Annotated in this window: 7 protein-coding genes, 9 tRNA genes, 3 rRNA genes and 1 riboswitch; all 19 genes read right to left on the bottom strand. The window is 52.9% G+C overall.

What is annotated here, in order from left to right; all coding sequences use genetic code 11:
• Nucleotides 1-18: 18 nt before the first annotated feature.
• Nucleotides 19-2250 carry a bifunctional alpha,alpha-trehalose-phosphate synthase (UDP-forming)/trehalose-phosphatase gene (locus ACZ481_RS07690; RefSeq protein WP_464769566.1) on the bottom strand — a complete coding sequence of 744 codons (2232 nt, stop codon included), beginning with the start codon at nucleotides 2248-2250 and terminating at the stop codon, nucleotides 19-21.
• Complete coding sequence (gene treS, locus ACZ481_RS07685; RefSeq protein WP_464769565.1) at nucleotides 2240-5608, bottom strand: maltose alpha-D-glucosyltransferase; 3369 nt, start codon at nucleotides 5606-5608, stop codon at nucleotides 2240-2242. Before treS ends, ACZ481_RS07690 begins: the two co-directional genes overlap by 11 nt.
• Nucleotides 5609-5777: 169 nt before the next feature.
• Nucleotides 5778-5866: transfer RNA gene (locus tag ACZ481_RS07680), tRNA-Leu, on the bottom strand.
• An 8-nt stretch (nucleotides 5867-5874) separates the two neighbouring features.
• Nucleotides 5875-5949 (bottom strand) — tRNA-Cys (locus ACZ481_RS07675).
• Nucleotides 5950-5956: 7 nt separating this feature from the next.
• Nucleotides 5957-6031: transfer RNA gene (locus ACZ481_RS07670), tRNA-Gly, on the bottom strand.
• Between the two features lie 5 nt (nucleotides 6032-6036).
• A tRNA-Phe gene (locus tag ACZ481_RS07665) sits at nucleotides 6037-6112 on the bottom strand.
• A 143-nt stretch (nucleotides 6113-6255) separates the two neighbouring features.
• Nucleotides 6256-6332, bottom strand: a tRNA-Asp gene (locus ACZ481_RS07660).
• A gap of 107 nt (nucleotides 6333-6439) precedes the next feature.
• Nucleotides 6440-6515 (bottom strand) — tRNA-Val (locus tag ACZ481_RS07655).
• A gap of 161 nt (nucleotides 6516-6676) precedes the next feature.
• Nucleotides 6677-6751: transfer RNA gene (locus ACZ481_RS07650), tRNA-Glu, on the bottom strand.
• Nucleotides 6752-7254: 503 nt separating this feature from the next.
• On the bottom strand, nucleotides 7255-8064 hold the full coding sequence (locus ACZ481_RS07645) for an ABC transporter ATP-binding protein (RefSeq protein WP_464769564.1): 810 nt from the start codon (nucleotides 8062-8064) through the stop codon (nucleotides 7255-7257).
• Nucleotide 8065: 1 nt separating this feature from the next.
• Nucleotides 8066-9085, bottom strand: a complete 1020-nt coding sequence (locus tag ACZ481_RS07640; RefSeq protein ID WP_464769563.1) for a FecCD family ABC transporter permease — start codon at nucleotides 9083-9085, stop codon at nucleotides 8066-8068.
• Nucleotides 9086-9221: 136 nt separating this feature from the next.
• On the bottom strand, nucleotides 9222-12947 hold the full coding sequence (bchH, locus tag ACZ481_RS07635) for a magnesium chelatase subunit H (RefSeq protein WP_464769562.1): 3726 nt from the start codon (nucleotides 12945-12947) through the stop codon (nucleotides 9222-9224).
• Between the two features lie 117 nt (nucleotides 12948-13064).
• Nucleotides 13065-15194 carry a TonB-dependent receptor plug domain-containing protein gene (locus ACZ481_RS07630; protein ID WP_464769561.1) on the bottom strand — a complete coding sequence of 710 codons (2130 nt, stop codon included), beginning with the start codon at nucleotides 15192-15194 and terminating at the stop codon, nucleotides 13065-13067.
• Between the two features lie 25 nt (nucleotides 15195-15219).
• On the bottom strand, nucleotides 15220-16182 hold the full coding sequence (locus ACZ481_RS07625; RefSeq protein ID WP_464769560.1) for an ABC transporter substrate-binding protein: 963 nt from the start codon (nucleotides 16180-16182) through the stop codon (nucleotides 15220-15222).
• A gap of 432 nt (nucleotides 16183-16614) precedes the next feature.
• Nucleotides 16615-16800: riboswitch (cobalamin riboswitch) on the bottom strand.
• A 204-nt stretch (nucleotides 16801-17004) separates the two neighbouring features.
• A tRNA-Lys gene (locus ACZ481_RS07620) sits at nucleotides 17005-17080 on the bottom strand.
• 56 nt (nucleotides 17081-17136) lie between these two features.
• A tRNA-Gln gene (locus ACZ481_RS07615) sits at nucleotides 17137-17212 on the bottom strand.
• A 296-nt stretch (nucleotides 17213-17508) separates the two neighbouring features.
• Nucleotides 17509-20515 (bottom strand): 23S ribosomal RNA (locus tag ACZ481_RS07610).
• Between the two features lie 303 nt (nucleotides 20516-20818).
• Nucleotides 20819-20935: ribosomal RNA gene (gene rrf / locus ACZ481_RS07605) — 5S ribosomal RNA — on the bottom strand.
• A gap of 279 nt (nucleotides 20936-21214) precedes the next feature.
• A 16S ribosomal RNA gene (locus ACZ481_RS07600) occupies nucleotides 21215-22772 on the bottom strand.
• Together the 16S, 23S and 5S rRNA genes with 2 tRNA genes alongside form the textbook arrangement of a ribosomal RNA operon.
• Nucleotides 22773-22901 lie beyond the last annotated feature (129 nt).

Raw genomic sequence — 22901 nt, 5'->3', positions numbered from 1 at the left:
CAGTCTTATTAGGCCCTGCTATTTTTTATTACCGGCCAGATCTGCCAATAACCCGCAGAAATCTTCCTGGCTGTGCACAATATATTTGGCTTTTGTTTCCCCCATGCCAATCTTAATTGAACAAGCCTCGGCCGGCAGGATTGCAAACAAATCCTCATCGGTTCTATCATCACCAGCGGCCAGAATAAAATCATACTCGGCCTGATCAAGCCAGGATTTTATGGCCGCCCCCTTATTGCTCAGTTTATGCCTGATTTCCAGCACCCGGTTGCCTTCCAATACCTGTAAGTCAGTATGCAAGGTGAAATTAATCAATTCCCATTTCAATTCGTTAGCGCGAAACTCAGCAATCTCTTTTTCAACTTTTCGGTAATGCCAAACAATAGAACAGTCTTTTTCTTCAATAAATGAACCTGGCAATAAATCAACGTAAAACTGAAAAATAGGCAAGACCTGGGTACGCCAGTCTGCAGGCATATGAATGATCTTTTCCCAGCCGCCTGATTTTTTCTTCCGCCAGGCACCGTGCTCAGCAATCATGTGCAGGGGAATATGCCCCAGCCATTCCTGCAGAGTATCCTTGCCGCGGCCGCTGACAATAACCACATCATTTTGTTCATTATCGGCAAGCCTCTGCAAAGTCTCAAGCAGGCAGTCACCGGGAACAGCCAGCAGCGGTTCATTGGCAAAGGGCACCAGCGTTCCGTCATAATCAAGCAAAATCAGACGTTTCCGCGCTGCTTTATACTCGTTGCCAATGGAATCGCGTAATGGCCGGCCCACAAATTTTGCCGCCGCATTTCTCTCTGATTCCCGTATGCCAAGCAACTTTTTAATAAATAGATCAGCCCAGCGGATCACATCATATTTGGCCAGCAATACCTGCATGCTCTGGTTCCGCCGTTGTTGTTCCTCTGCCGGCATCTCCAGCGCTTCCTTAATTGTGTCGGCAATTTCTTCAATACTGTTAGGATTAATCATAATGGCCTGGTCCAGTTCTTTAGCAGCGCCGGCCATTTCGCTCAAAATCAATACGCCCTGTTGGCTGGCCTTAGAAGCCACATATTCCTTAGCCACCAGGTTCATGCCGTCTCGCAGGGGGGTAATCAAAGCAACATCACTGGCACTATATAAGGCGACAAGCGGCGATAATGGCAAATAGCGGTATTGGTACACAATTGGCACCCAGCGCAGCGTACCAAACCGGCCATTGATCCTGCCGACGGTCTCATCAATATTCCTCTTCATGGATTGGTACTGATCCACGCCCACTCTGGAGGGAACCACAATCAGGGCCAGTGTCACCTTTTCCTGCCACTGAGGCTGCTGTTCCAGAAATAAGGCAAACGCCTCCAGGCGGTTGGCGATGCCTTTGGTATAATCCAGCCGGTCTACGGAAAGGACAATTTTCCGGTCGCCAAGCAGCCGCCGCAGCCGCTCAGACTCGCGCACAACCCGGGGGTGCTTCGCTGTATTATTATATTTGGTAAAGTCAATCCCCATCGGAAACGTGTCAACCCGCACGGTTCTTTCATTAACCCCAACCCGGCCAAGCGTATGGCTAAGGCCCAGGATACGGGTTACACAATTCAAAAAATATTGGGTATAGTCAATGGTATGGAAGCCGATAAGATCAGCGCCCAGCAAGCCTTCCACGATAGCCGCCCCCCAGCGGCGGGGCAGCTGCCGGAAAATTTCATAGTCCGGAAACGGAATATGCAGAAAAAAACCGATCGGCGCGTCAGGCATTCGCTCCCGCAGCATGGCCGGCAGCAGCATGAGATGATAGTCATGGATCCAGATCACATCACCAGGGCGGGCAATCCGGCAGACGGCTTCACAAAAAGCCTTATTCACCGCCACATATTGCTCCCAGAGATCATCCTCAAATGTCGTCAGGCTAAAAAAATAATGAAACAGGGGCCAGATTGTCTTGTTGCAAAACCCGAGATAAAATTTATCCATAGTGACTTCATCCAAAAACACCGGACTGGCACTAAAATCCCGGGCCAGGCGCTCGCTAATCGCCTGTTGGTCCTCCAGCGCAACCGATATGCCAGGCCAGCCTATCCAAACCGAGTCTTTCTCAGAAAAGGTGGTATCCTGCAAAGAATTAAAATAGGCGCTGAAACCGGAAACAAGCCCGCCTACACTTTCTTTGAAAATGTACTCCTCCTGCTTTTTATCAACCGTCACCGGCAGACGGTTGGATACTACCAACAGACGCTTAATATCGGATTTATTTCCCATTTTCTTCACCTCCATAGTTTGCGGTTACAGGCAGCCTTGGCTTATCAAACTCAATGGACCATAATAAGCCGCGCAGGACAATGTTGATCCAGGGCGGACGGTCTTTTTTCAGTTCGGCAACCACTTGATAGAGACCCCGCTGCAGCAGAAAAACATCCAGCAATATCTCCAGTTGCTGCCGGTCAGCCGGCAGCAGGCCGGTATCTTTGACAGAATGTATATAGCCCTTTAAAAATGAGGCGGCAGCCCAATTGTACCAGGAATGACTCCAGGGTTGAAGCAGCTCCTGGTTTTCTGCCGAAACCTCTATGCCCGGAACCACCCCCAGATGAATAGCCTGCGAGGCATAGTACAAAGAATGCAGCATACTTGCCACATCTAAAAGCGGTGAACGTTTCAGGCGCCGTTCACTGAACGGCCGGTCCGGGTTGCCTTCAAAATCAATAATCATATAGTCATTGCCGGTATATAACAGCTGCTCCAGCCGGTAATCTCCGTGGCATCTGATACGGGCGGCACTAAATTCCATGACTTTCATCGCTTCTATCCGGCGCATGACTTCCTGCTCATATTCAAAAATCCTGGCCGCCAACAGCTGGTCCTCCGAAGAGAGAGAGAACAGCTGTTTTTTCAATAACCATTTTACGCCGCTTAGCTCCTGGGCCACCCCGTGATACAGCGCTTGCCGGTGAAAATCATTGAAGGGCTCTGGCGTAAAATCCAGTTGTTCGCCCCCGCCCGCCAGAGCAATATGCATTTCTCCTGTCCGTAAACCTAACTGCACCAGCGATTCCAGATACGAGCCCGTCATTTGGCTTACACTCTCAGGAACTTCTTTTTTTATTGCCGTCCAAAATGAGACTGGCAATAAAGCCGGCTTGCGGCTGCTTAAAATCCGCTCATAAAAATCCCCCAGATGATCCAGCACACACTCCCAGGCAGTGCCCCGATGCGGCACAAATTGCTGCAGGACAGCAATTGTAGTCACTTCACCGCGGTCATTGACATATTCCATGGACCCGTGCACTTTGGGAACATAGCCAAATCCGATCTCGGAAAAATGCCGCAATATCTCCAGATCCGGATTAATGCCGGTGTCTATTTTCCTGTATGCTTTAAGCACAAACAAAGGCTTAAATAAAATAGAGCTGTTATTATGCTCATTAGCCAGAGTTTGCGAATCGGGAATTGTCCGGTTGGCCTTCACCAGCCCCCTAAAAAATTTGCTGTGCTTGGAAACCATTTCTCCTGACTGGCCCTTTAATCTGCGCCGCTTGTCAATCACCGCCCACAGCGCCTGATGAAATTTTTTCTCATCACTGACCTCGCATAGCAAACGTTCTTCATCGGCCTTGCGAACACGGAGGATGACACTGCAGCCAGTCGGTCTCCCGCTCAATTCCTCTGCCGCTTTCATCATCAGATTAAGCAAATATACCTCCGGACTACCCTCCAGATATTCCACGCTAATAAATACCATCTGGACACCCGTATCAAGCAGCGGAATAAATTCCCGGGCTGTTACCGCCTTAATTGTCTGGCCTTTACCGCCAAACCAGCTGCAGCTATGTAAATAAGCGGAAAAAGCCTCTGTCAGTTCATGCTGCGCGGCTCGCCCAAATAATTCACACCAGTCCTTCACCGTTATTACCGGTGATGATTCAATCGAACCGGTGCTTAAGGGCCGCAGCTGCAGACTGCGTGGCTCCTCCAGCGTAAACCAAAAGAAGGTGTGCGGACCTAACGACATAAAATAAAGGTCCTCATTGATAGCCGGAAATGGCGTCCTGCCGATCATTTCAACAGGCACCAAGCCCTGGTAGTTTGCCAGATCAAGCTGCGCATACGTTACAAACCGTGATAAATTGGCAACAACCAGGATGGTTTCATTCTCATAGCGGCGGACAAAAGCCAGTACTTTGCGATTATCCGAATCAATAAATTCCATGGTGCCCCGGCCAAAAGCCTTATAGCGCTTACGCAAGGCGATAAGGCGCCTCATCCACCAGAGCAGAGAGCTTGGTTCGTTTTGTTGAGACTCAACGTTCACGGCCGCATAATGATATTCAGCGTCTGCCACCACCGGTAAATACAAGCGTTGCGAGCTGGTCCAGGAAAAACCGGCATTGCGGTCGGCACTCCATTGCATAGGTGTACGTACTCCATCCCGGTCGCCAAGGTAAATATTATCACCCATGCCAATTTCATCACCATAATAAATAATCGGTGACCCCGGCAGGGAAAACAGCAACCCGTTCATCAGCTCTATGCGGCGCCGGTTATCGCCTAACAAAGGCGCGAGGCGCCGGCGAATGCCTAAATTAATCCTGGCCCGGGAATCCTTGGCATACATCCGGTACATATAATCCCGGTCCTCATCAGTGACCATTTCCAGGGTCAATTCATCATGATTCCGCAAAAACATAGCCCACTGGCAGGTATCCGGTATGGGTGGCGTGCGCCGGATTATTTCAATAAGGGGAAAGCTGTCTTCCATTCCCAGTGACATAAACAAGCGCGGCATGATCGGAAAATGGTATACCATATGGCATTCATTGCCCTCATTAAAATAGGGAATTACATTTTCCGGCCATTGATTGACCTCAGCCAGCAGCATCCTGTTGGGATATTTTTCGTCGATATATTTGCGGAGATATTTTAAAAATGCGTGCGTCTCCGGCAGATTATCGCAACTTGTCCCTTCCCGCTCATATAAATAGCCGACAGCATCCAGCCTGAAACCGTCAACACCAAGGCGCAGCCAAAAATCGACCGTCTTTAAAATTTCCCGGCGCACATCCGGACTGTCATAATTTAAATCCGGCTGATGAGGATAAAAGCGATGCCAGTAATACGCCTGGGCCACAGAATCCCATGTCCAGTTTGATGACGCAAAATCATTGAAGATAACCCTGGCGCCATTGAACTTGTCGGTTGTATCACTCCATACATAGTAATTACGCCAGCGGCTGCCGGGAGGAGATGTCCTGGCCCGCTGAAACCACGGATGCTGATCAGACGTATGGTTCAGCACCAAATCAGTAATCAAGCGAATCCCCCGTGCATGAGCCTCCTGGAGAAAAACACGAAAATCATTCATATTTCCATACAAGGAATTAATTTTCAAATAATCAGAAATATCATACCCGTCGTCCCGTAAGGGCGATGGATAAAATGGCAGCAACCAGAGCGTGGTTACACCCAGGTCAGCGAGATAATCCAGTTTTTCAATCAATCCCCGGAAATCACCAATACCGTCGCCATTGCTGTCATAAAAGGCCTTGACATGCAATTGGTATATGATAGCATCCTTATACCAATGCGGCTGACTCTCTTGATGAATTTTACTGTTTTTCATTATTCATCTCCTTCCTATAGCACTGCCTGTTGCTTAGCATGAAACATCCTATATATATAATTTCTGTACATTGACAATATAATCCTGCTAAATGTAAACAATGTATATTTTTGGGATTCATTTTGAAAATAAAAAAGACTTCGCATTGCTTGCGAAGTCTTTAAATTATTGGTGCCGAGGACCGGAATCGAACCGGTACGGAAATTTCTTTCCGACGGATTTTAAGTCCGTTGCGTCTGCCAGTTCCGCCACCCCGGCATAAAACTTGGAGGCGACACCCAGATTCGAACTGGGGAATAGAGGTTTTGCAGACCTCTGCCTTACCACTTGGCTATGTCGCCGGCACAATGGAGCGGAAAACGAGATTCGAACTCGCGACCCTCGCCTTGGCAAGGCGATGCTCTACCACTGAGCTACTTCCGCATAAATGGTGCCTCAGGGCAGAATCGAACTGCCGACACGAGGATTTTCAGTCCTCTGCTCTACCGACTGAGCTACCGAGGCGTGTGCAGCTGTCTATAAACGCCCATCTGCGTTGTTGCTCCTGCGATCCGTTGCTCAACGTACTCCGTGTACGCCTCCGCTACGGTTCTCGTCGCGCCTAGCATATGGACATTTCTAGCCACCCGCGGGAAACTAAGGAAAGATGGCGACCCTGAACGGATTTGAACCGTCGATCTCCGCCGTGACAGGGCGGCATGTTAGACCGCTACACCACAGGGCCAAAAAGTTGATAACAGGATAAGGAGGTTCTTCGCTGTCGCTCAGAACTAAGCGATTCACACCAATCAGTCTTCGCCTCACGGCTCGCCTTCTTGGGTTCTCTGCTTATGGTGGGCGATGACGGGATCGAACCGCCGACATCCTGCTTGTAAGGCAGGCGCTCTCCCGGCTGAGCTAATCGCCCGTATTAATTTTGATATTGAGAAAGGAGGTTCTTCGCTACGCTCAGAACTAAGCGATTCGCACAGATTTCCGCGTCGCTACGCTCCTAAAAATCTGGCTCTCTGCTTATCACACAGGTTCGCATTTCGTCTATCGACTCGTGAGAACCTGGTTCGCTGCTTATGGTGACCCGTAAGGGAATCGAACCCTTGTTACCGCCGTGAAAGGGCGGTGTCTTAACCGCTTGACCAACGGGCCAAATTTATGTGACTTACTTAGTATACCAGATAACATAATGTTATGCAATACTTTTATACATTTTTTCTTGCCAAAACGCTGTAAATACTGAAAAATCTGCATTTTATTGCCAAAACTGTCACCGGCCTGTTTTCACCACATTGTTGTAGCTTGTTACGAACAACCATGCTCCGGCAGGGTTGTTCGGCAAACCCTCACCTGCCTGCACGTGCGAGCATATTGAGACCGTTCTAACAAAAGGCCGTGTTTGTCAGCCCACCTGCCTGGCGCCACGAATGGTATTATATCGTATTTAACTGCATTTGGCAATACTTTTTATCTAAATTGCAGTTAGTCTGTGATAATGGCATCCCATAATTATTCTGAGCAAATGTCACTATGCACAATGAGGTATATGATCTAATGTCAGACAAACAGTTCACCTAGGTTCCCGGTTATCTGCAAAGTAATCGCTGCTCATCCAGCTGTCGAGTTTAGGTAGTAGTAAGCGCCAGGTCATTCGTTTAAAGCAAGGATTGATGGCCGCGGGGCCGGCGGGACAAGCCACGGGGGATCATCACCGGCGAGCCGTCGCTGTCGGTCAGGATCTCGGCCTCTACGCCGAAGACGGCGCCCAGCATTTCCCGGGTAATAACCTGCTCCGGGCTGCCGGCCGCGTACAGCCGTCCCTGATTAAGCACCAGAATGCGGGAGGAGTATTTGGCGGCGTGATTAATGTCATGCAGCACCATGACCACGGTCAGTCCCTGTCCTTGATTCAACTGGCGCACTAACTCCATAATTTCCAGTTGGTGGCAAATATCAAGGTACGTGGTCGGCTCGTCCAAGAGCAGTATCCGGGGTTTTTGTGCCAGAGCCATCGCAATCCAGGCGCGCTGCAGTTCACCGCCGGAAAGCGTTGACACGGCGCGGCCGGCAAAACCTGCAACCCCGGTCTGACGCATGGCCTGCCCGACAATCGCAGCGTCTTCGCTTTTCGTCCCCTGCCACCATTTCTGATGAGGAAAACGGCCATATTCGACGAGTTCCCGGACACTGACATCGCCTGCCGTCTCATGTTTTTGCGGCAACACGGCCAGCGTCCGGGCAACTGCTTTCGCCGACAGTGTGCGGATATCGTGTCCGTTCAGATAAACGGCCCCGCCCAGCGGTTTCAGATTGCGGGCAATCCCCTTGAGCAAAGTGCTTTTGCCGGAGCCGTTGGGGCCAAGAATGCTGATGATCTCGCCTTTTTCAACCTCCAGGTCCATTGTGTCGATGATAACACGGCTGCCAAACCCCAGCGAGAGGGCTTCTGTTTTCAAGACAGGCATGTTAGTCCCTCCTCAGCAGGTATAGAAAGTATGGTGCGCCCAAAAAAGCCATAATGATGCCCACCGGTATTTCAACAGGCGCAAACAGGGTTCGGGCCAACGTATCGCTTACAGTGACCACCGCCGCGCCCAGCAGCGCGGAAGCCGGCAGCAAATAACGGAAATCGGAACCGATCAACAGCCTGGCGGTATGGGGTACAATCAAACCCACAAAGCCCAGCAAACCGACAACGCTGACCGCGCTGGCTGCCAGCAGCGCCGCCACCGCTGTCAGCAGCAGACGGGTAAGTTCGACATTGAGGCCAAGACCTCTGGCCATATCGTCGCCCAGCGTCAGGATATTCAAACGCCGGCCGCATAAAAGCGCCAGACAGCCGGCAGCCAGGCTATAGGGGGCGACAATGGCAAAATGCGGCCAGCTGCGCGCCGACAGCCCGCCCACCATCCACATCAGCGCCCCATGCACCCGGTCGCTATAAAACACCAGCAACCCGGAAATGGCGGCACCGAAAAACGCCGATACCGCCACGCCTGCCAATACAATCCGCATCGGTTTGATGCCGCCCTTCCAGGCGAGAATGTAAATCAGCACGGCGGCAGTCATCGCGCCCAGAAAAGCGGCCGGCACAAGCCAGACCTCCCTTTCCGGGAACAGGATCAGCACCGTCACCCCCGCCAGGCCCGCACCGGAGGAGATACCGATAATATGGGGGTCTGCCAGCGGGTTTTTCATGACTCCCTGCAAAATGCCGCCGGCCAGCGCCAGATTGGCGCCGACCAGCGCGGCGACCAGCGTCCGTGGCAGACGGATATTCCAGATAACCTGCGACTGGGCATTGCTACTATTGTCGGCTGCCAAAACAGCCGCAATATCCCCGGGCGATATGTTCACCGCTCCTTTAGCCAGGCTGATGATACAGCCGGCTGCGGCCAGCAGGCCAAACAGCAGCACCAAAGCCAGCCGCCGGATCGTTTTGCCGCTGCCCGCCGGCAGCCTGATTTCGTTATTTTGCATCGCCATATACCCCGCTATGTGATCTCATCAAAAAATTCCCCGTTTCACTTCTGCCAACAACATTACCACTTTGTTAAATCTCGCAGCGGTTTATGCACAACAGGATTTGCCTGCCGCCAGCCAACGTAATCACCTGCGGGGCTTACTCATCCTCGATGTCGCCCTCAAGCTGCAGGAAAGCCTGGCGCAGCTCAGCCAGTTCGGCAGCGGACGGCTGCCAATAACCGCGTTTATGGCATTCCAGCAGCCGTTCGAGCATGCCGTAGTAGGCCCAGCGGTTATTTGCCGTCAGTCGCCGCCGCAGGTCCGTATCGGCGACATAGGTTTGATGCAGGCCGCTAAAAATCCAATTCTCGACCGAATTAGTCGTAGCGGCCAGCCCCAGCACATTTTCAAACCGGTCGTTGATCTTCTGCACGCCATGATAGGAATGTTCCAGCATGGCGTTGATCCATTTGGGATTTAACAGCCGCGTGCGCACGCCGCGGGCGATCGAGCGGCCAACCGGCTCTGTCGTCACAGTTTCGGCGGTAGTGTCGCTGACATACACTGCCGCCTTGCGGCCTTTCGCTGCCTCCACCGACTTGGCCAGCCCGCCGACGTATTCGTAATAGTGATCAAGATCAACCAGTTCATATTCATGGTTGCTGCGGATCTGCGAGACGACATCCACTGCCGCCAAATGCGCTGTCAACAAGCCGCTGACTGTTTGACCGCGAAAACGGCGGCTGTAAACATGCTGCAAACTCGCGACATAGGTTGCGGCCAGTTCCTGTTCCTCGCTCCAGGTTTTCAGTTCAATCAGCTTCGACACCTTGCTGCCGTATTCGGCTTGGGCCGGTCCGAAAATGCGCGCCGCCGCCAGTTCGGCCGCCGCTTCCGGCGGGTAGCCTTCCGCCAGCAGCCGCCTGTGGATGTCAGCCGTATGGGCTTTCAGATAGTTGACCGCAGCCGGCTCGTCCAGCTCTGCCAGTTGCTGAAACACAGCGTGCAAGGCGTCAATCAGCAGCGGGAACAAATCGCGGAAAAAGCCACAGATAGTGACAACGACATCAACGCGCGGCCGCCCCAGTTCAGCCTGGGGGATTATTGCAAAGGTGGGAAAGAACTGATTTTTTTTATTGACGGTCCGCACACCAAGATAGTAGAGGATTTGACCGACAGTCTCACCCTGGGTGCGGGACGTCTCCAGTCCCCAGAGCACCACCGCCATGCTGCGCGGATAGCAGCCGTGGGCGGCGCGGTATTGCTCAAGGGTATTATGGCCGATGACTGCCCCCTTCTCCATCGCCGCCGGCGCAGGCACCTGACGGGGATCGAATTGATAAAGGTTGTAACCGGACGGCAATACTGCCGGATTGCGGATCATGTCGCCGGCCAGCCGCGCCGGCAGATAGCGTCCGTCAAGCGCGGCAGCCAGCCCGACCAGCTCATTGTTGCTGCGGCTGGCCTGACAGGCGTTGTAGCCAAATGCCAGCACCTGCTCGCAAAGCGGGCGCAGCCGCTCCTGATGCAGCAGGCCGGACGGAAGCGCGCCGTCGGTTGCATAGGCGGCGGCGATGGCGGCGGCGGCCTGATCGAGAGCAGCCAGTTCAGTTACTGCCTGACCGGCCAGCAGCTCATCATAATCAAGCCCGCGGTCCTCGGCCACAATCCGCTGCAAAGCGGGAGCCTCCGCCCGTCCGTAGCGCAGGATAAACCGCATATAGGCGGCGGCTTCCGCCGCATTATACCCTTGGCCGAAGATATGCAGGCCATGCGGAATCAGCGAACGCCGCAGCCGGTACAATTCCTGTTCCAGCTCATCTTCATCGGCAGGCAGGTTGAGACTGGCGGCCATGGCGCCGATGCGCGCCGCTAAAGCAGGCAGGCGCTGGGGATCGATACGGGCGGCCTCTGCCCGCGCCTGCAGCAGATTATCCAGTTCAGCCAGTTTGCCGTACAGTTCACTTTCGCAAAAAGCAGGCGCCTGATAACTGACCAGCAGGGCGTGGGACCGCCGTTTGGCAATCATCGCCTCCGCCGGATTGCCGGCATAATACAAATAAATATGCGGCATGTCGCCCACCAGATAATCCGGCAGGCAGTCGCCCGACAGGCCGCATTCCTTGCCTGGCAGGAATTCCAGCGTACCATGGGTGCCGACATGAATAATCGCGTCCGCCTGAAATTCATGGCGCAGCCACTGATAAAAAGCGATGTATTGATGATGCGGCGGCAGCGACTGATCGTGGTAAAACTTGTCCGGCTGTTCATGGATGCCGCGTGACGGCTGTAAACCGACAAAGACATTGCCGAAGACGGCACCGGGGATAAGTAAATTCTGCTCTTCACTCATGATCTCGCCCGGGGCCTCGCCCCACAGCCGCCGCAGTGCGTCCAGCCACGGCGGCTGCGCCAAACGCCGCCGGTAGGTTTCGCCGCTGTAGCGAATAAAGGGGATTTGCCGCGTGTCGCCGGCCCAGCGGCCGGAATTCACCAATTTGCCGTCCATAAATATCTCGCGCAATTTTTCTGCATTAACCGCCTCCAGCGTATAGCCGGCGTCGGCCAGTTTGGCCAAAATAGCCGCCAGCGATGCCAGGGTGTCTAAAAAAGCGCCACCAAAGACGTTGTCTTCGCCGGGAGGATAATTATAGCAAATAACGGCAATCTTTTTTGCCGCGTTTGGCTTACGCCGGAGGTTCAGCCATCGCTCGATGCGGCGGACGGCTTTATCGGCGCGCTCTTCGATCAGCCGCAGTTCCTGAATTTCAAGCGCCAGTTCATCGTCGAAAGCGGTCGCGTCCAGGCCGCCGACCGGCACGGTCTCGATACAGCCGTCCAGTTCAGGCAGCATAATCTGCACGAGAAATTCCGCCGGATTAATGCCCTGCGGCGAGGCCTGCCACTCGCTGATCTGCCGCCGGGTCATAAAGAACGGGTGCAAAACCGGTACATCCAGTTCCCGCAGCAGGCGGACCGCCGTCTCGGCATCACCGCCCATCGGCCCGGCGCCGAGACGGAAGGAGAGAAAGCTGACAATCAGGTCAAGGCCGCCGCTTTCCACTGCCAGCAGTTCCCGGAGCCTGGCAAGGTCGCGGCTGGTAGCGCGGGCAAACGCGACCGGCAGCACATTGGCAAACGGTTTCAGCTTATCAATAAAAGCGGCGACACAGCCTCTGGTCCTGACCGGGTAGCTGTGGCCGTAGAACAGAACGGCAACTGTCGGCTTGGCAGCGTCAAAGCCGGCGGCGCGCCGGTACTCGGCCACGCCGGCATAGCAACAGGACATGGCGGGATCGAGGATGCCCGTATCCGCCATGTCCATCGGCGCGCGCGGTTTCGGCAGGGAAAGGCCGCCATAGTCGCGGCCGATCAGGCAAAGCAGGCTGCGGCAGTTTTCCTCGCTGGCGTTCTTCCAGTATTTCACCAGTTGCACATAGTTTTTCATATCCTTCAGCTTGCCGACCGGCAGCAGCGTTCCCAGCTTTTCCGCCATCGACATCATCTTCTGCAGCGAATCGGGGGAAATCGAACCCTCGCTTTTCCCCGAACCCATATCCCTGCCGGTAAAGCCGCCCAGCCGCAGCAAAGCGCGGATGTCGTCATTATCGCCGCCCAGTGGCGCAATCTGGCCACGGCAGGCGGAGGCCGCCCGCAGCACAAGCTCTTCATACTCGCGGGCGGCTCCCATCAGGTCCAGCAGCAAAAAATCAGCCGCCGCAACCGCCTGTTGGATCTGTTCGGCCCCTTGCCGGTCCAGCGGCTTGGCCGCATAAAATAGCTGCAACCGAAGCTGGCCGGGGGCGTCAGCCGACAGTTCCCGCCAGGCGTAGGCCAGGTCGGCCAGGCCGCTATTGGCTACGGACAAAACAACCAGTTTCATGTTGACACCCTTTCTGTCAGAGAAAATAATATTTCAAAGGGGACGGAAAGAAACGGCTCCGGCTACCCGCCAGGCATAATGCCATCTGTCCGTTCCTGTTCCGCCTGTTTACTTAATTTAGAACTTGTACTGCACGCCGGTGCGGTAGACGCGGCCGGGATTGCCGTGGACGTAGTCGGTATGGTCGGTGAGGTTGTCTATGCCCAGATATAGCATCTTGTCGCTGCTGATATGGTTCTGCACCATGAGATTAACAACGCTGTACGATTGATTGGTAAGGGGGCTGCTAATAGCACTGCCTTCGTTGGTTAGATAATCCTTCAGTGTCACCACATTGAGATTCATGTTCCAGGTCGACTGCGGCGGCATGTAGCTGACGCCGAGCGTAAGCTGATGACGGGCGCGCTGGGCAAGGCGGGCATTGGTTTCTTTATCCTTGGCGTCGAGATAGACATAGCCGGCCCGGACTTTGACGGAGTCTGACAATTGGCGGGACAGTTCTGTCTCAAAGCCCTGGATAGTCGCTTTATCGATATTGGTATAAGACATGATCTGATTCCAATCCGCCCCTACCATGCCGCTCGGCTTAGTCGTTGTTGTCGAACCGTCATCCCTATTCATGTATGTACCGGTAAAATAACTGTCGATCAAATCCTTGACATTGCTGCGAAATACGCTGATCCGGGCCGCAGACTTGTCCCAGTCCTTTTCCAGCGAAAGTTCATAATCGGTGGAACTTTCCGGCTGGATATCAGGCGCGCCGGTGAAATATTGACCAAAGGTCGGGCCCCCGCCCTGGAACATTTCCCAGTTATGATAGAGTTCATTAACGGTCGGTGTTTTATAGCCTTTGCCGACAACCGCTTTAATCCGCAAATCATCCTGCGCCTTATAGGTGATGCCAAGCCGCGGTGTAACTTCTGAACTGAATTTATCACTCCAATCGTAACGCAGTGAGGAAATGAACAGCAATTTATCGTCTGCTTTATATTCATCCTGTATGTATAAAGCACGATATTCCAAAGACGCTTTATCAGAAATACCGGTTAGAGAACCATAATTAACCGGTTTGCCGGCACTCCCCGGTTTATCAATCCGGGTCCCTTCCGACTGGTCTTTACGCCATTCCCAGCCGGCACTAATCCGGTTTCGGGCATCTGCCTGCCAGGAATTGCGTCCTTCCAGGGTGGTTATCTTCCGGTCAACCAAATCAAACCGTTTAAGGGCGCCATTGTCATAGCCGCTATAATCCTTGTCATAGGCGGACTGATAGGCTCTGATCAGCCATTCCCCGCCGGGGTCGGCGCCGCCGTACTCCAGGGACCAGTCGGTTCTGGTATTATCGTTCTTGACTAACTCGGTTTTAACACTGCCCATTGTTGATACAGTGTTTTTATATGTTTTTTCCCACAATTTGCTGTAATCCAGCCGCACATGACTGCCATTATCCAGTTGCCAGGTTCCGCTCAGCGCCAGCGGCGTTTCCTCGCCGTAATAATTCACGGTATACGGCAGGCTGTATGGCGTCACTACCGGTTTGGGAGGCATGCCGCTCATGGTCGTTGTCGTTCCCCTCGCCATAGCCGTAAAGGGCTGCGGCTTATGCTGGCCGACGCTGAGGTTCCAGGTAAAGTTGCCGTCCTCATTGACGCCCTGATAATAAAACTGCATATTCTGATTGGCTTTTTCCCGGCCGTCCCAAAAACCGTATTCGTAGGACAACCGGCCTTCGTTCTGCGCGGGCTTTTTGGTGATAATATTAATGACGCCACCCATGGCGTCGCTGCCGTACACAGCGCCGGCCGAACCGCGGACAATCTCGATCCGCTCCACGTTGTCCATACGGATGCGGCTGATATCATAGGCGTTCGCGGAATTATAAGAAAGCTCGCCGCTCAACCGCCGCCCGTCGACCATGATCAATACATGGCGCGATTCCGAGCCGCGGATGCTTACATTGGCGCGGCTCTGGAAGTCATTGAACATGACAATGCCGGTGGCCTGCTGCAATACGTCGGCCAGGGTCTGACTTTGCATCGCCTCGATCTGGTCCCTGGTGATAACCTGAACGGTGGACGGAGTCTCCTTAACCGTCTGTTCCGTACGAGTTGCCGTAACAATGGTTTCCGGCAGGTTAAACTCGGTTTTCTCAGCTTGCTCAGCCGCTGTCGCCAGCGGGCTGAGCGTCCAACAGGCGGCCAGGACTGCCGCCGTGGTTTGTTTTCTGATCATGGAGCCTTTTTTCATGCCAAAATCCCCCTTGATTTACCCATTATTTATTTGCACCAAATACCTCCGGATAGACGACCTTGGCCATATAGGTTACAGCCTCGTCAAAGCGAATGCCCGGATTTAATAAAAATAATTCCATTGGCAGGAAAAAGACCTGCTCATTTTTCACAGCCCGCAGACCATTCCAGGCAGGATTGGCTTTGACATCGTCCCGCAGCCGCTTTTCGATATCAGCCATAGAGCCCATGTAGGTAATCAAAACAATATCGGGATCTCCCTCCACCAGCTTTTCCATGCTGTACGGCGCCGCTTCCAGGCTGCCGTCAACACTGGCGGCAATATTCTTCAGCCGCAGGATGCGGGCAATATCGCCGGCGATGCTGTTGTCAAGCTGCACAGTCACACTGCTGGCCGTAGCATGCAGAATCGCGACCGACTTCGCCGTCGGCGGCACACGGCTGGCAATCGCGTTGATGCGTGACTGCATGGCGTCCGCTACCTTTGCGGCCTGCTGCTGTGTACCGGCCAGTTCACCGAACAGTTTGATCTTGTCTGCCACGTCCTGTTCTGTTTTCATTTTTACAATAATAACCGGGATATTACTGCTTTCCAGAATCGGAATCAGCTTTTCGTGCATGCCGTGAAAGCCGATAACGAGATCGGGTTGCAACCCCAGCAGCTGCTCGGCGTTAATATTCGAGATATGCCCCACCTCCGGCAGGGCTTGCGCCATTGGCGGCGTATCGCCGGTCTTGGAGCTGGGCTTGCCCACAGCCTCGCCGCCGACCGCATAGAGCAGGTCAAGAGCACTCGCGGCCAACGGCACGATCCGCTGCGGCCGCTTAGGTAAAGTGACAACCCGTCCGGCATCGTCCGTCACGGTCAGGTAGACGGCAGACGCCGGCGCCGCCGCTTTCGGCCCGCAGCCGGTGATATTCACAAGTAACAATAACAATAGCAAAAAAACCGCATAGCGCCTATATTTCTCTGGTTGGCTCCTCATATACCCCTCGCTCCTTTAGCCGCGCCCATCACGATACGGCGAACTTCCCGTCAACGCCAAACATCCTGCCCCGCGGCGGCCCGGTTGCGGAAAAAACCACGTCAATCTGTCTTTTCAAATTGTCACTCCTTTGCTTTTATTTATCCATAACACAGCCTGTCCGCCCGTATGGCGACAAGGCGCTGCCAGAATACAAGAACAATGAAAACGACCGGAGCCCGCTGCCATCAGCAGTGTTATACATAGCAGCCAAAATGAGGAATGGGGGCAACAAAAAAATTGACCTCTCCCTGCCGGAAAGGTCAATTTTACAGCGATATTCCACTAAATAAAAATTCCCGGCAAAAATGCCAGGAAGGTTAGATAGCCGAAATGCTTTCATAATCCCCTCCCCATCGCGCGTGGGTAAATGCCGCATAGAATAACGGCACTACGGTGACTGTCAAACAGGCAGTTCTCCTGGCTTTGAATCATCGTTCGCCCGCACCTTCCCAGAACTCTCGTCCCAGTGGTATTTATGCAGGGTCACTCCTCATTACAGTGGCGGGACCGCGCCGGCATTGCACCGGTCTTCCCTATTAAGCCCCCTTAAAGGGCACCTGTTTCCATACATGTAATTGTCGAAGGCAGTGTTGGTTTACTTAAATCATGTTTATGGTAGCATATTGTTACAGCTGAGTCAATCCATTTTTCCAGTGCTCCTCCGGGGCCCAGAAGTAGGCGCAAAAATGTGGAATATCCTGGTTTTTACAATCGATTTCAGGCATTCAAGGTTGCAAAAAGAAAGCCTCCCGGAAACTATGCCCGGAGAGGCTTGAATTCTGGTGACCCACCCGCGACTCGAACGCGGGACACCCTGATTAAAAGTCAGGTGCTCTACCGACTGAGCTAGTAGGTCAATTGATAATACGATATACAATATCTGCCACTCTACAATATTACGGTAGAGTTGGATGGCAGGGGCGGCTGGACTCGAACCAACGCATGACGGAGTCAAAGTCCGTTGCCTTACCGACTTGGCGACGCCCCTGTTAATAGGTGAACATCTCGTAAGAGTATGTTCCCTAAAAACTTCACAGAAGATAAGCAGAGAACCAGGTTATTAGGAGCGTTAGCGACGCTGGAACCTGCGTGAATCGCTTAGTTCCAAGCGGAGCGCGGAACTTCCTTATTACTCTCGTTCCCACTACAATTAGGATTATCAATGATACTGGTTGCCAGTTCGGAGTTACAACATTCCATAAGGATGTTATCGCTCCGCTCTAACTAAGCGACTCACACAACTTCCCGTTTCGCTCTCGCTCGCGGCAAGTTGGTTCGCTGCTTAAAGTCAAGTCCTCGGCCTATTAGTACCAGTCCGCTCCATGGATCACTCCACTTCCACTCCTGGCCTATCAACCTTGTCTTCTCCAAGGGGCCTTACTTCTTACGAATGACAGACCTCATCTTAAGGCTGGTTTCACGCTTAGATGCTTTCAGCGTTTATCCTTTCCGGACGTAGCTACCCAGCTCTACCCCTGGCGGGATAACTGGTACACCAGCGGTCCGTCCACTCCGGTCCTCTCGTACTAGGAGCAGTTCCCTTCAAGTCTCTTACGCCCGCGATGGATAGGGACCGAACTGTCTCACGACGTTCTGAACCCAGCTCACGTACCACTTTAATGGGCGAACAGCCCAACCCTTGGGACCTACTTCAGCCCCAGGATGTGATGAGCCGACATCGAGGTGCCAAACCTCCCCGTCGATATGGACTCTTGGGAGAGATTAGCCTGTTATCCCCAGGGTAGCTTTTATCCGTTGAGCGATGGCCCTTCCACTCGGTACCACCGGATCACTAAGCCCGACTTTCGTCCCTGCTCGACTTGTCTGTCTTGCAGTCAAGCTCCCTTCTGCCTTTACACTCTTCGCGCGATTTCCATCCGCGCTGAGGGAACCTTTGGGCGCCTCCGTTACTCTTTCGGAGGCGACCGCCCCAGTCAAACTGCCCGCCTGACACTGTCCTCAGTTTCGTTACTCCTTGAGTTAGAACTCCAGTAAATAAAGGGTGGTATCCCAACATTGACTCCAACAAGACTTGCGTCCTATCTTCCTAGTCTCCCACCTATCCTGTACATCATTTACCAAAACTCAATGTCAGGTTGCAGTAAAGCTCCATGGGGTCTTTCTGTCCAGTCGCGGGTAACCTGCATCTTCACAGGTATTTCAATTTCACCGGGTCCCTCGTTGAGACAGTGCCCAAGTCGTTACACCTTTCGTGCGGGTCGGAACTTACCCGACAAGGAATTTCGCTACCTTAGGACCGTTATAGTTACGGCCGCCGTTTACCGGGGCTTCAATTCAAACCTTCGCTTGCGCTAAGCTCTCCTCTTAACCTTCCGGCACCGGGCAGGTGTCAGCACCTATACGTCAGCTTTCGCTTTAGCAGGCACCTGTGTTTGTGGTAAACAGTCGCTTGGGCCTCTTTTTTGCAACTCATTCCCGCTTCGACCGCTTCTGGTCTACACGGTTTACAAGCTCCCCTTTTCCCGAAGTTACGGGGACATTTTGCCGAGTTCCTTAACGAGGGTTCTCCCGCGCACCTTAGGATTCTCTCCCCGCCTACCTGTGTCGGTTTACGGTACGGGCACCTAGTCTCTCACTAGAAGCTTTTCTTGACAGTCTGGGATCAGCAATTTCGCCATTATCTCTAACAGCTACCCATCACTCCTCAGGTTCCAGCATCACGGATTTGCCTGTGATGCACCCTACAAGCTTAGACGCGATTTTCCATCCTCGCGCTTGCCTGCCCTCCTGTGTCACTCCTTCGCTCAAACGATCCTAGGTGGTACTGGAATATTTACCAGTTGTCCATCGCCTACGCTTTTTGCCTCGGCTTAGGGCCCGACTGACTCTGAGCGGACGATCCTTCCTCAGAAATCCTTAGGCTTTCGGTGGACAAGATTCTCACTTGTCTTTTCGCTACTCATACCGGCATTCTCACTTCTATACTCTCCAGCACTCCTTACGGTATACCTTCTCTGGGTATAGAACGCTCCCCTACCCATGTCCTTCGACATGCCATAGCTTCGGTTCCGTACTTTAGCCCCGGACATCTTCGGCGCAGCGACACTCGACCAGTGAGCTATTACGCACTCTTTTAATGGTGGCTGCTTCTAAGCCAACATCCTGGTTGTTTTTGTATCTCCACATCCTTTGCCACTTAGTACGGCATTGGGGACCTTAGCTGATGGTCTGGGCTGTTTCCCTCTTGACCACGGGTCTTATCACTCGTAGTCTGACTCCCAGGATTCCACTACAGGCATTCGTAGTTTGACAAGGTTCAGTAACCCATTAGGCCCCTAGCCCTATCAGTGCTCTACCGCCTGTACTTACTTCCTGAGGCTAGCCCTAAAGCTATTTCGGGGAGAACCAGCTATCTCCGCGTTCGATTGGCATTTCACCCCTATCCACAACTCATCCCAAAGCTTTTCAACGCTCACGGGTTCGGTCCTCCACGCATTTTTACCTGCGCTTCAACCTGGCCATGGATAGATCACTGCGGTTTCGGGTCTACACTATCCAACTTTCGCCCTTTTTAGACTCGCTTTCGCTTCGGCTCCGTGTCTTCCACTTAACCTTGCTGGATATTGTAACTCGCCGGTTCATTCTTCAATAGGCACGCCGTCAGCCTCCTACGGGCCTTCGACTGCTTGTAGGCATACGGTTTCAGGTTCTTTTTCACTCCCCTCCCGGGGTGCTTTTCACCTTTCCCTCACGGTACTATGCGCTATCGGTCGCCTCGAGTATTTTGCCTTGGAGGGTGGTCCCCCCTGCTTCCCACAGGGTTCCTCGTGTCCCGTGGTACTCTGGATTCCGGCCATTTCGCTCTGCCTTTCGCTTACAGGGCTGTTACCTTCTGCGGCCTACCTTTCCAGGTAGTTCGGCTAGGCCTGACGAAACTTCCGCCGGTCCTCAACCCCGATTGAGATGTGAGAAGTTAGATGCTAGAGGTGAGTTCTTGTTGGAATTTGCTCTGCAAATTCTCTCATTTAAATCTCACTTCCAACTTCCCGCCTCTCACCTCTCAACCGGTTTGGGCTCTTCCCCGTTCGCTCGCCGCTACTTGGGGAATCTCGTTTGATTACTTTTCCTCCGGGTACTTAGATGTTTCAGTTCCCCGGCTTACCTCCCGACTTACGCCGGGTAATGGTGCATGACCACCACTGGGTTCCCCCATTCGGATATTCATGGATCAGGGCCTGCTTGCGGCTCTCCATGACTTTTCGCAGCTTACCGCGTCCTTCTTCGGCTCTTGGCGCCTAGGCATCCACCGTATGCCCTTACTAACTTGACTTCTAGCTCCGACTGTCTATAAGCCGCCATCTGCGTTGTTGCTCCTCAACCCGATTGTTTGCGTACGCGAGTACGCGGCACGGCTCGGGTTTCCGGGGCGCCTAGCATATGGCACCTTCTAGCCAGTCTCCGCCTCAACTTAAACTTAGCTTGCGCTCAGTTTTAAGTTTTGTTAAAATAAATCCTAATTGCGCTTCGTTAAGTTACTTCACATATTTGCATATGAGAGGTACTTTTACTTTGCTTTCTTCTGTGCAGTTTTCAAAGAACATGTTAAACTGATGAACACAACTGTGTTCATCAAAACCAGCAACTTCCTAATCTCCCGGGCCGTTTCCAGCCAAGTACCTTCGGCGTTTGTGGGCTTAACTTCTGTGTTCGGTATGGGAACAGGTGGAACCCCACAGCTATCGTCACTGGATATCTTGTTTTCAGGAATATCTAGGTTATCATCGTTGCCTGTATGTTTCAACAAGTAACTTTTGCTAACAAAAGCATTCCCTCAAAACCAAACAATGTAAATGGATTTACTACAGCCACCGCATATGGTGCGTCTAGTATTTCCTGCATCTGCCAAATGTACCGACCTGGAATAGAGCTCGCTTAATGATGTTCTTCGCTTGCGCTCAGAACTAAGCGATTCACTCAGGTTTCCGCGTCGCTTTCGCTCCTAAAAACCTGGTTCTCTGCTTATCCCTAGAAAGGAGGTGATCCAGCCGCACCTTCCGATACGGCTACCTTGTTACGACTTCACCCCAATCATCGGCCCCACCTTCGACGGCTAGTTCCTTTTCTGGTTACCCCACCGGCTTCGGGTGTGACTGACTTTCGTGGTGTGACGGGCGGTGTGTACAAGGCCCGGGAACGTATTCACCGCAGTATGCTGACCTGCGATTACTAGCGATTCCGACTTCACGGAGGCGAGTTGCAGCCTCCGATCCGAACTGAGAGCTTGTTTCTGCGTTTTGCTTGCCTTCGCAGGTTTGCTTCGCTTTGTTTAAGCCCATTGTAGTACGTGTGTAGCCCAGGACATTAGGGGCATGATGACTTGACGTCATCCCCGCCTTCCTCCGCATTCTCTGCGGCAGTCTCCCTTGAGTTCCCGCCTTTACGCGCTGGCAACAAAGGATAAGGGTTGCGCTCGTTGCGGGACTTAACCCAACATCTCACGACACGAGCTGACGACAGCCATGCACCACCTGTTTTCGCGTTACCCGAAGGTAAGGGATCTATCTCTAGACCTTTCGCTCAATGTCAAGCCCTGGTAAGGTTCTTCGCGTTGCGTCGAATTAAACCACATACTCCACCGCTTGTGCGGGCCCCCGTCAATTCCTTTGAGTTTCAACCTTGCGGCCGTACTCCCCAGGCGGGGTACTTATTGCGTTAACTCCGGCACAGAAGGGGTCGATACCCTCTACACCTAGTACCCATCGTTTACGGCCAGGACTACCGGGGTATCTAATCCCGTTCGCTCCCCTGGCTTTCGCGCCTCAGTGTCAGACACAGTCCAGAAAGTCGCCTTCGCCACTGGTGTTCCTCCCAATCTCTACGCATTTCACCGCTACACTGGGAATTCCACTTTCCTCTCCTGCACTCAAGCCTGGCAGTTTCCTGCGCCCATACGAAGTTGAGCTTCGCACTTAGACACACGACTTACCAGGCCACCTACACGCCCTTTACGCCCAATAATTCCGGACAACGCTTGCCACCTACGTATTACCGCGGCTGCTGGCACGTAGTTAGCCGTGGCTTCCTCCTTTGGTACCGTCATTACCCCATATTATTTACATAGGATACGTTCGTCCCAAACGACAGAGCTTTACGACCCGAAGGCCTTCTTCACTCACGCGGCGTTGCTCCGTCAGACTTTCGTCCATTGCGGAAGATTCCCCACTGCTGCCTCCCGTAGGAGTCTGGGCCGTGTCTCAGTCCCAGTGTGGCCGTTCATCCTCTCAGACCGGCTACTGATCGTCGCCTTGGTGAGCCGTTACCTCACCAACCAGCTAATCAGACGCAGACCCATCTCTCAACGGTAGCTTCTTTGAGAGGCCACCTTTCTTATCTCAGTCATGCAACCAAGATACCACATTCGGTATTAGCACCACTTTCGCGGTGTTGTCCCCAGTTGAGAGGCAGGTTGTCTACGCGTTACTCACCCGTTCGCCACTAAGTAGCTATTGCTAACTACTCCGTTCGACTTGCATGTGTTAGGCACGCCGCCAGCGTTCGTCCTGAGCCAGGATCAAACTCTCCAATAAAGTTCATAGTCTTGCGACTATATATATTGAAGCCGTTTTATCGGCTCAATTCAATCAAAATTGTTGTTGGTTGTGCTGCATGGCAGCACACCGCACATCTGGCTTTTATGATGCATTTCTTTACATTGT

The organism is Sporomusa intestinalis, from assembly GCF_055383785.1.
Note: the sequence above shows the minus strand (reverse complement) of the source record. Positions and strands in the feature narration are given on the sequence as shown.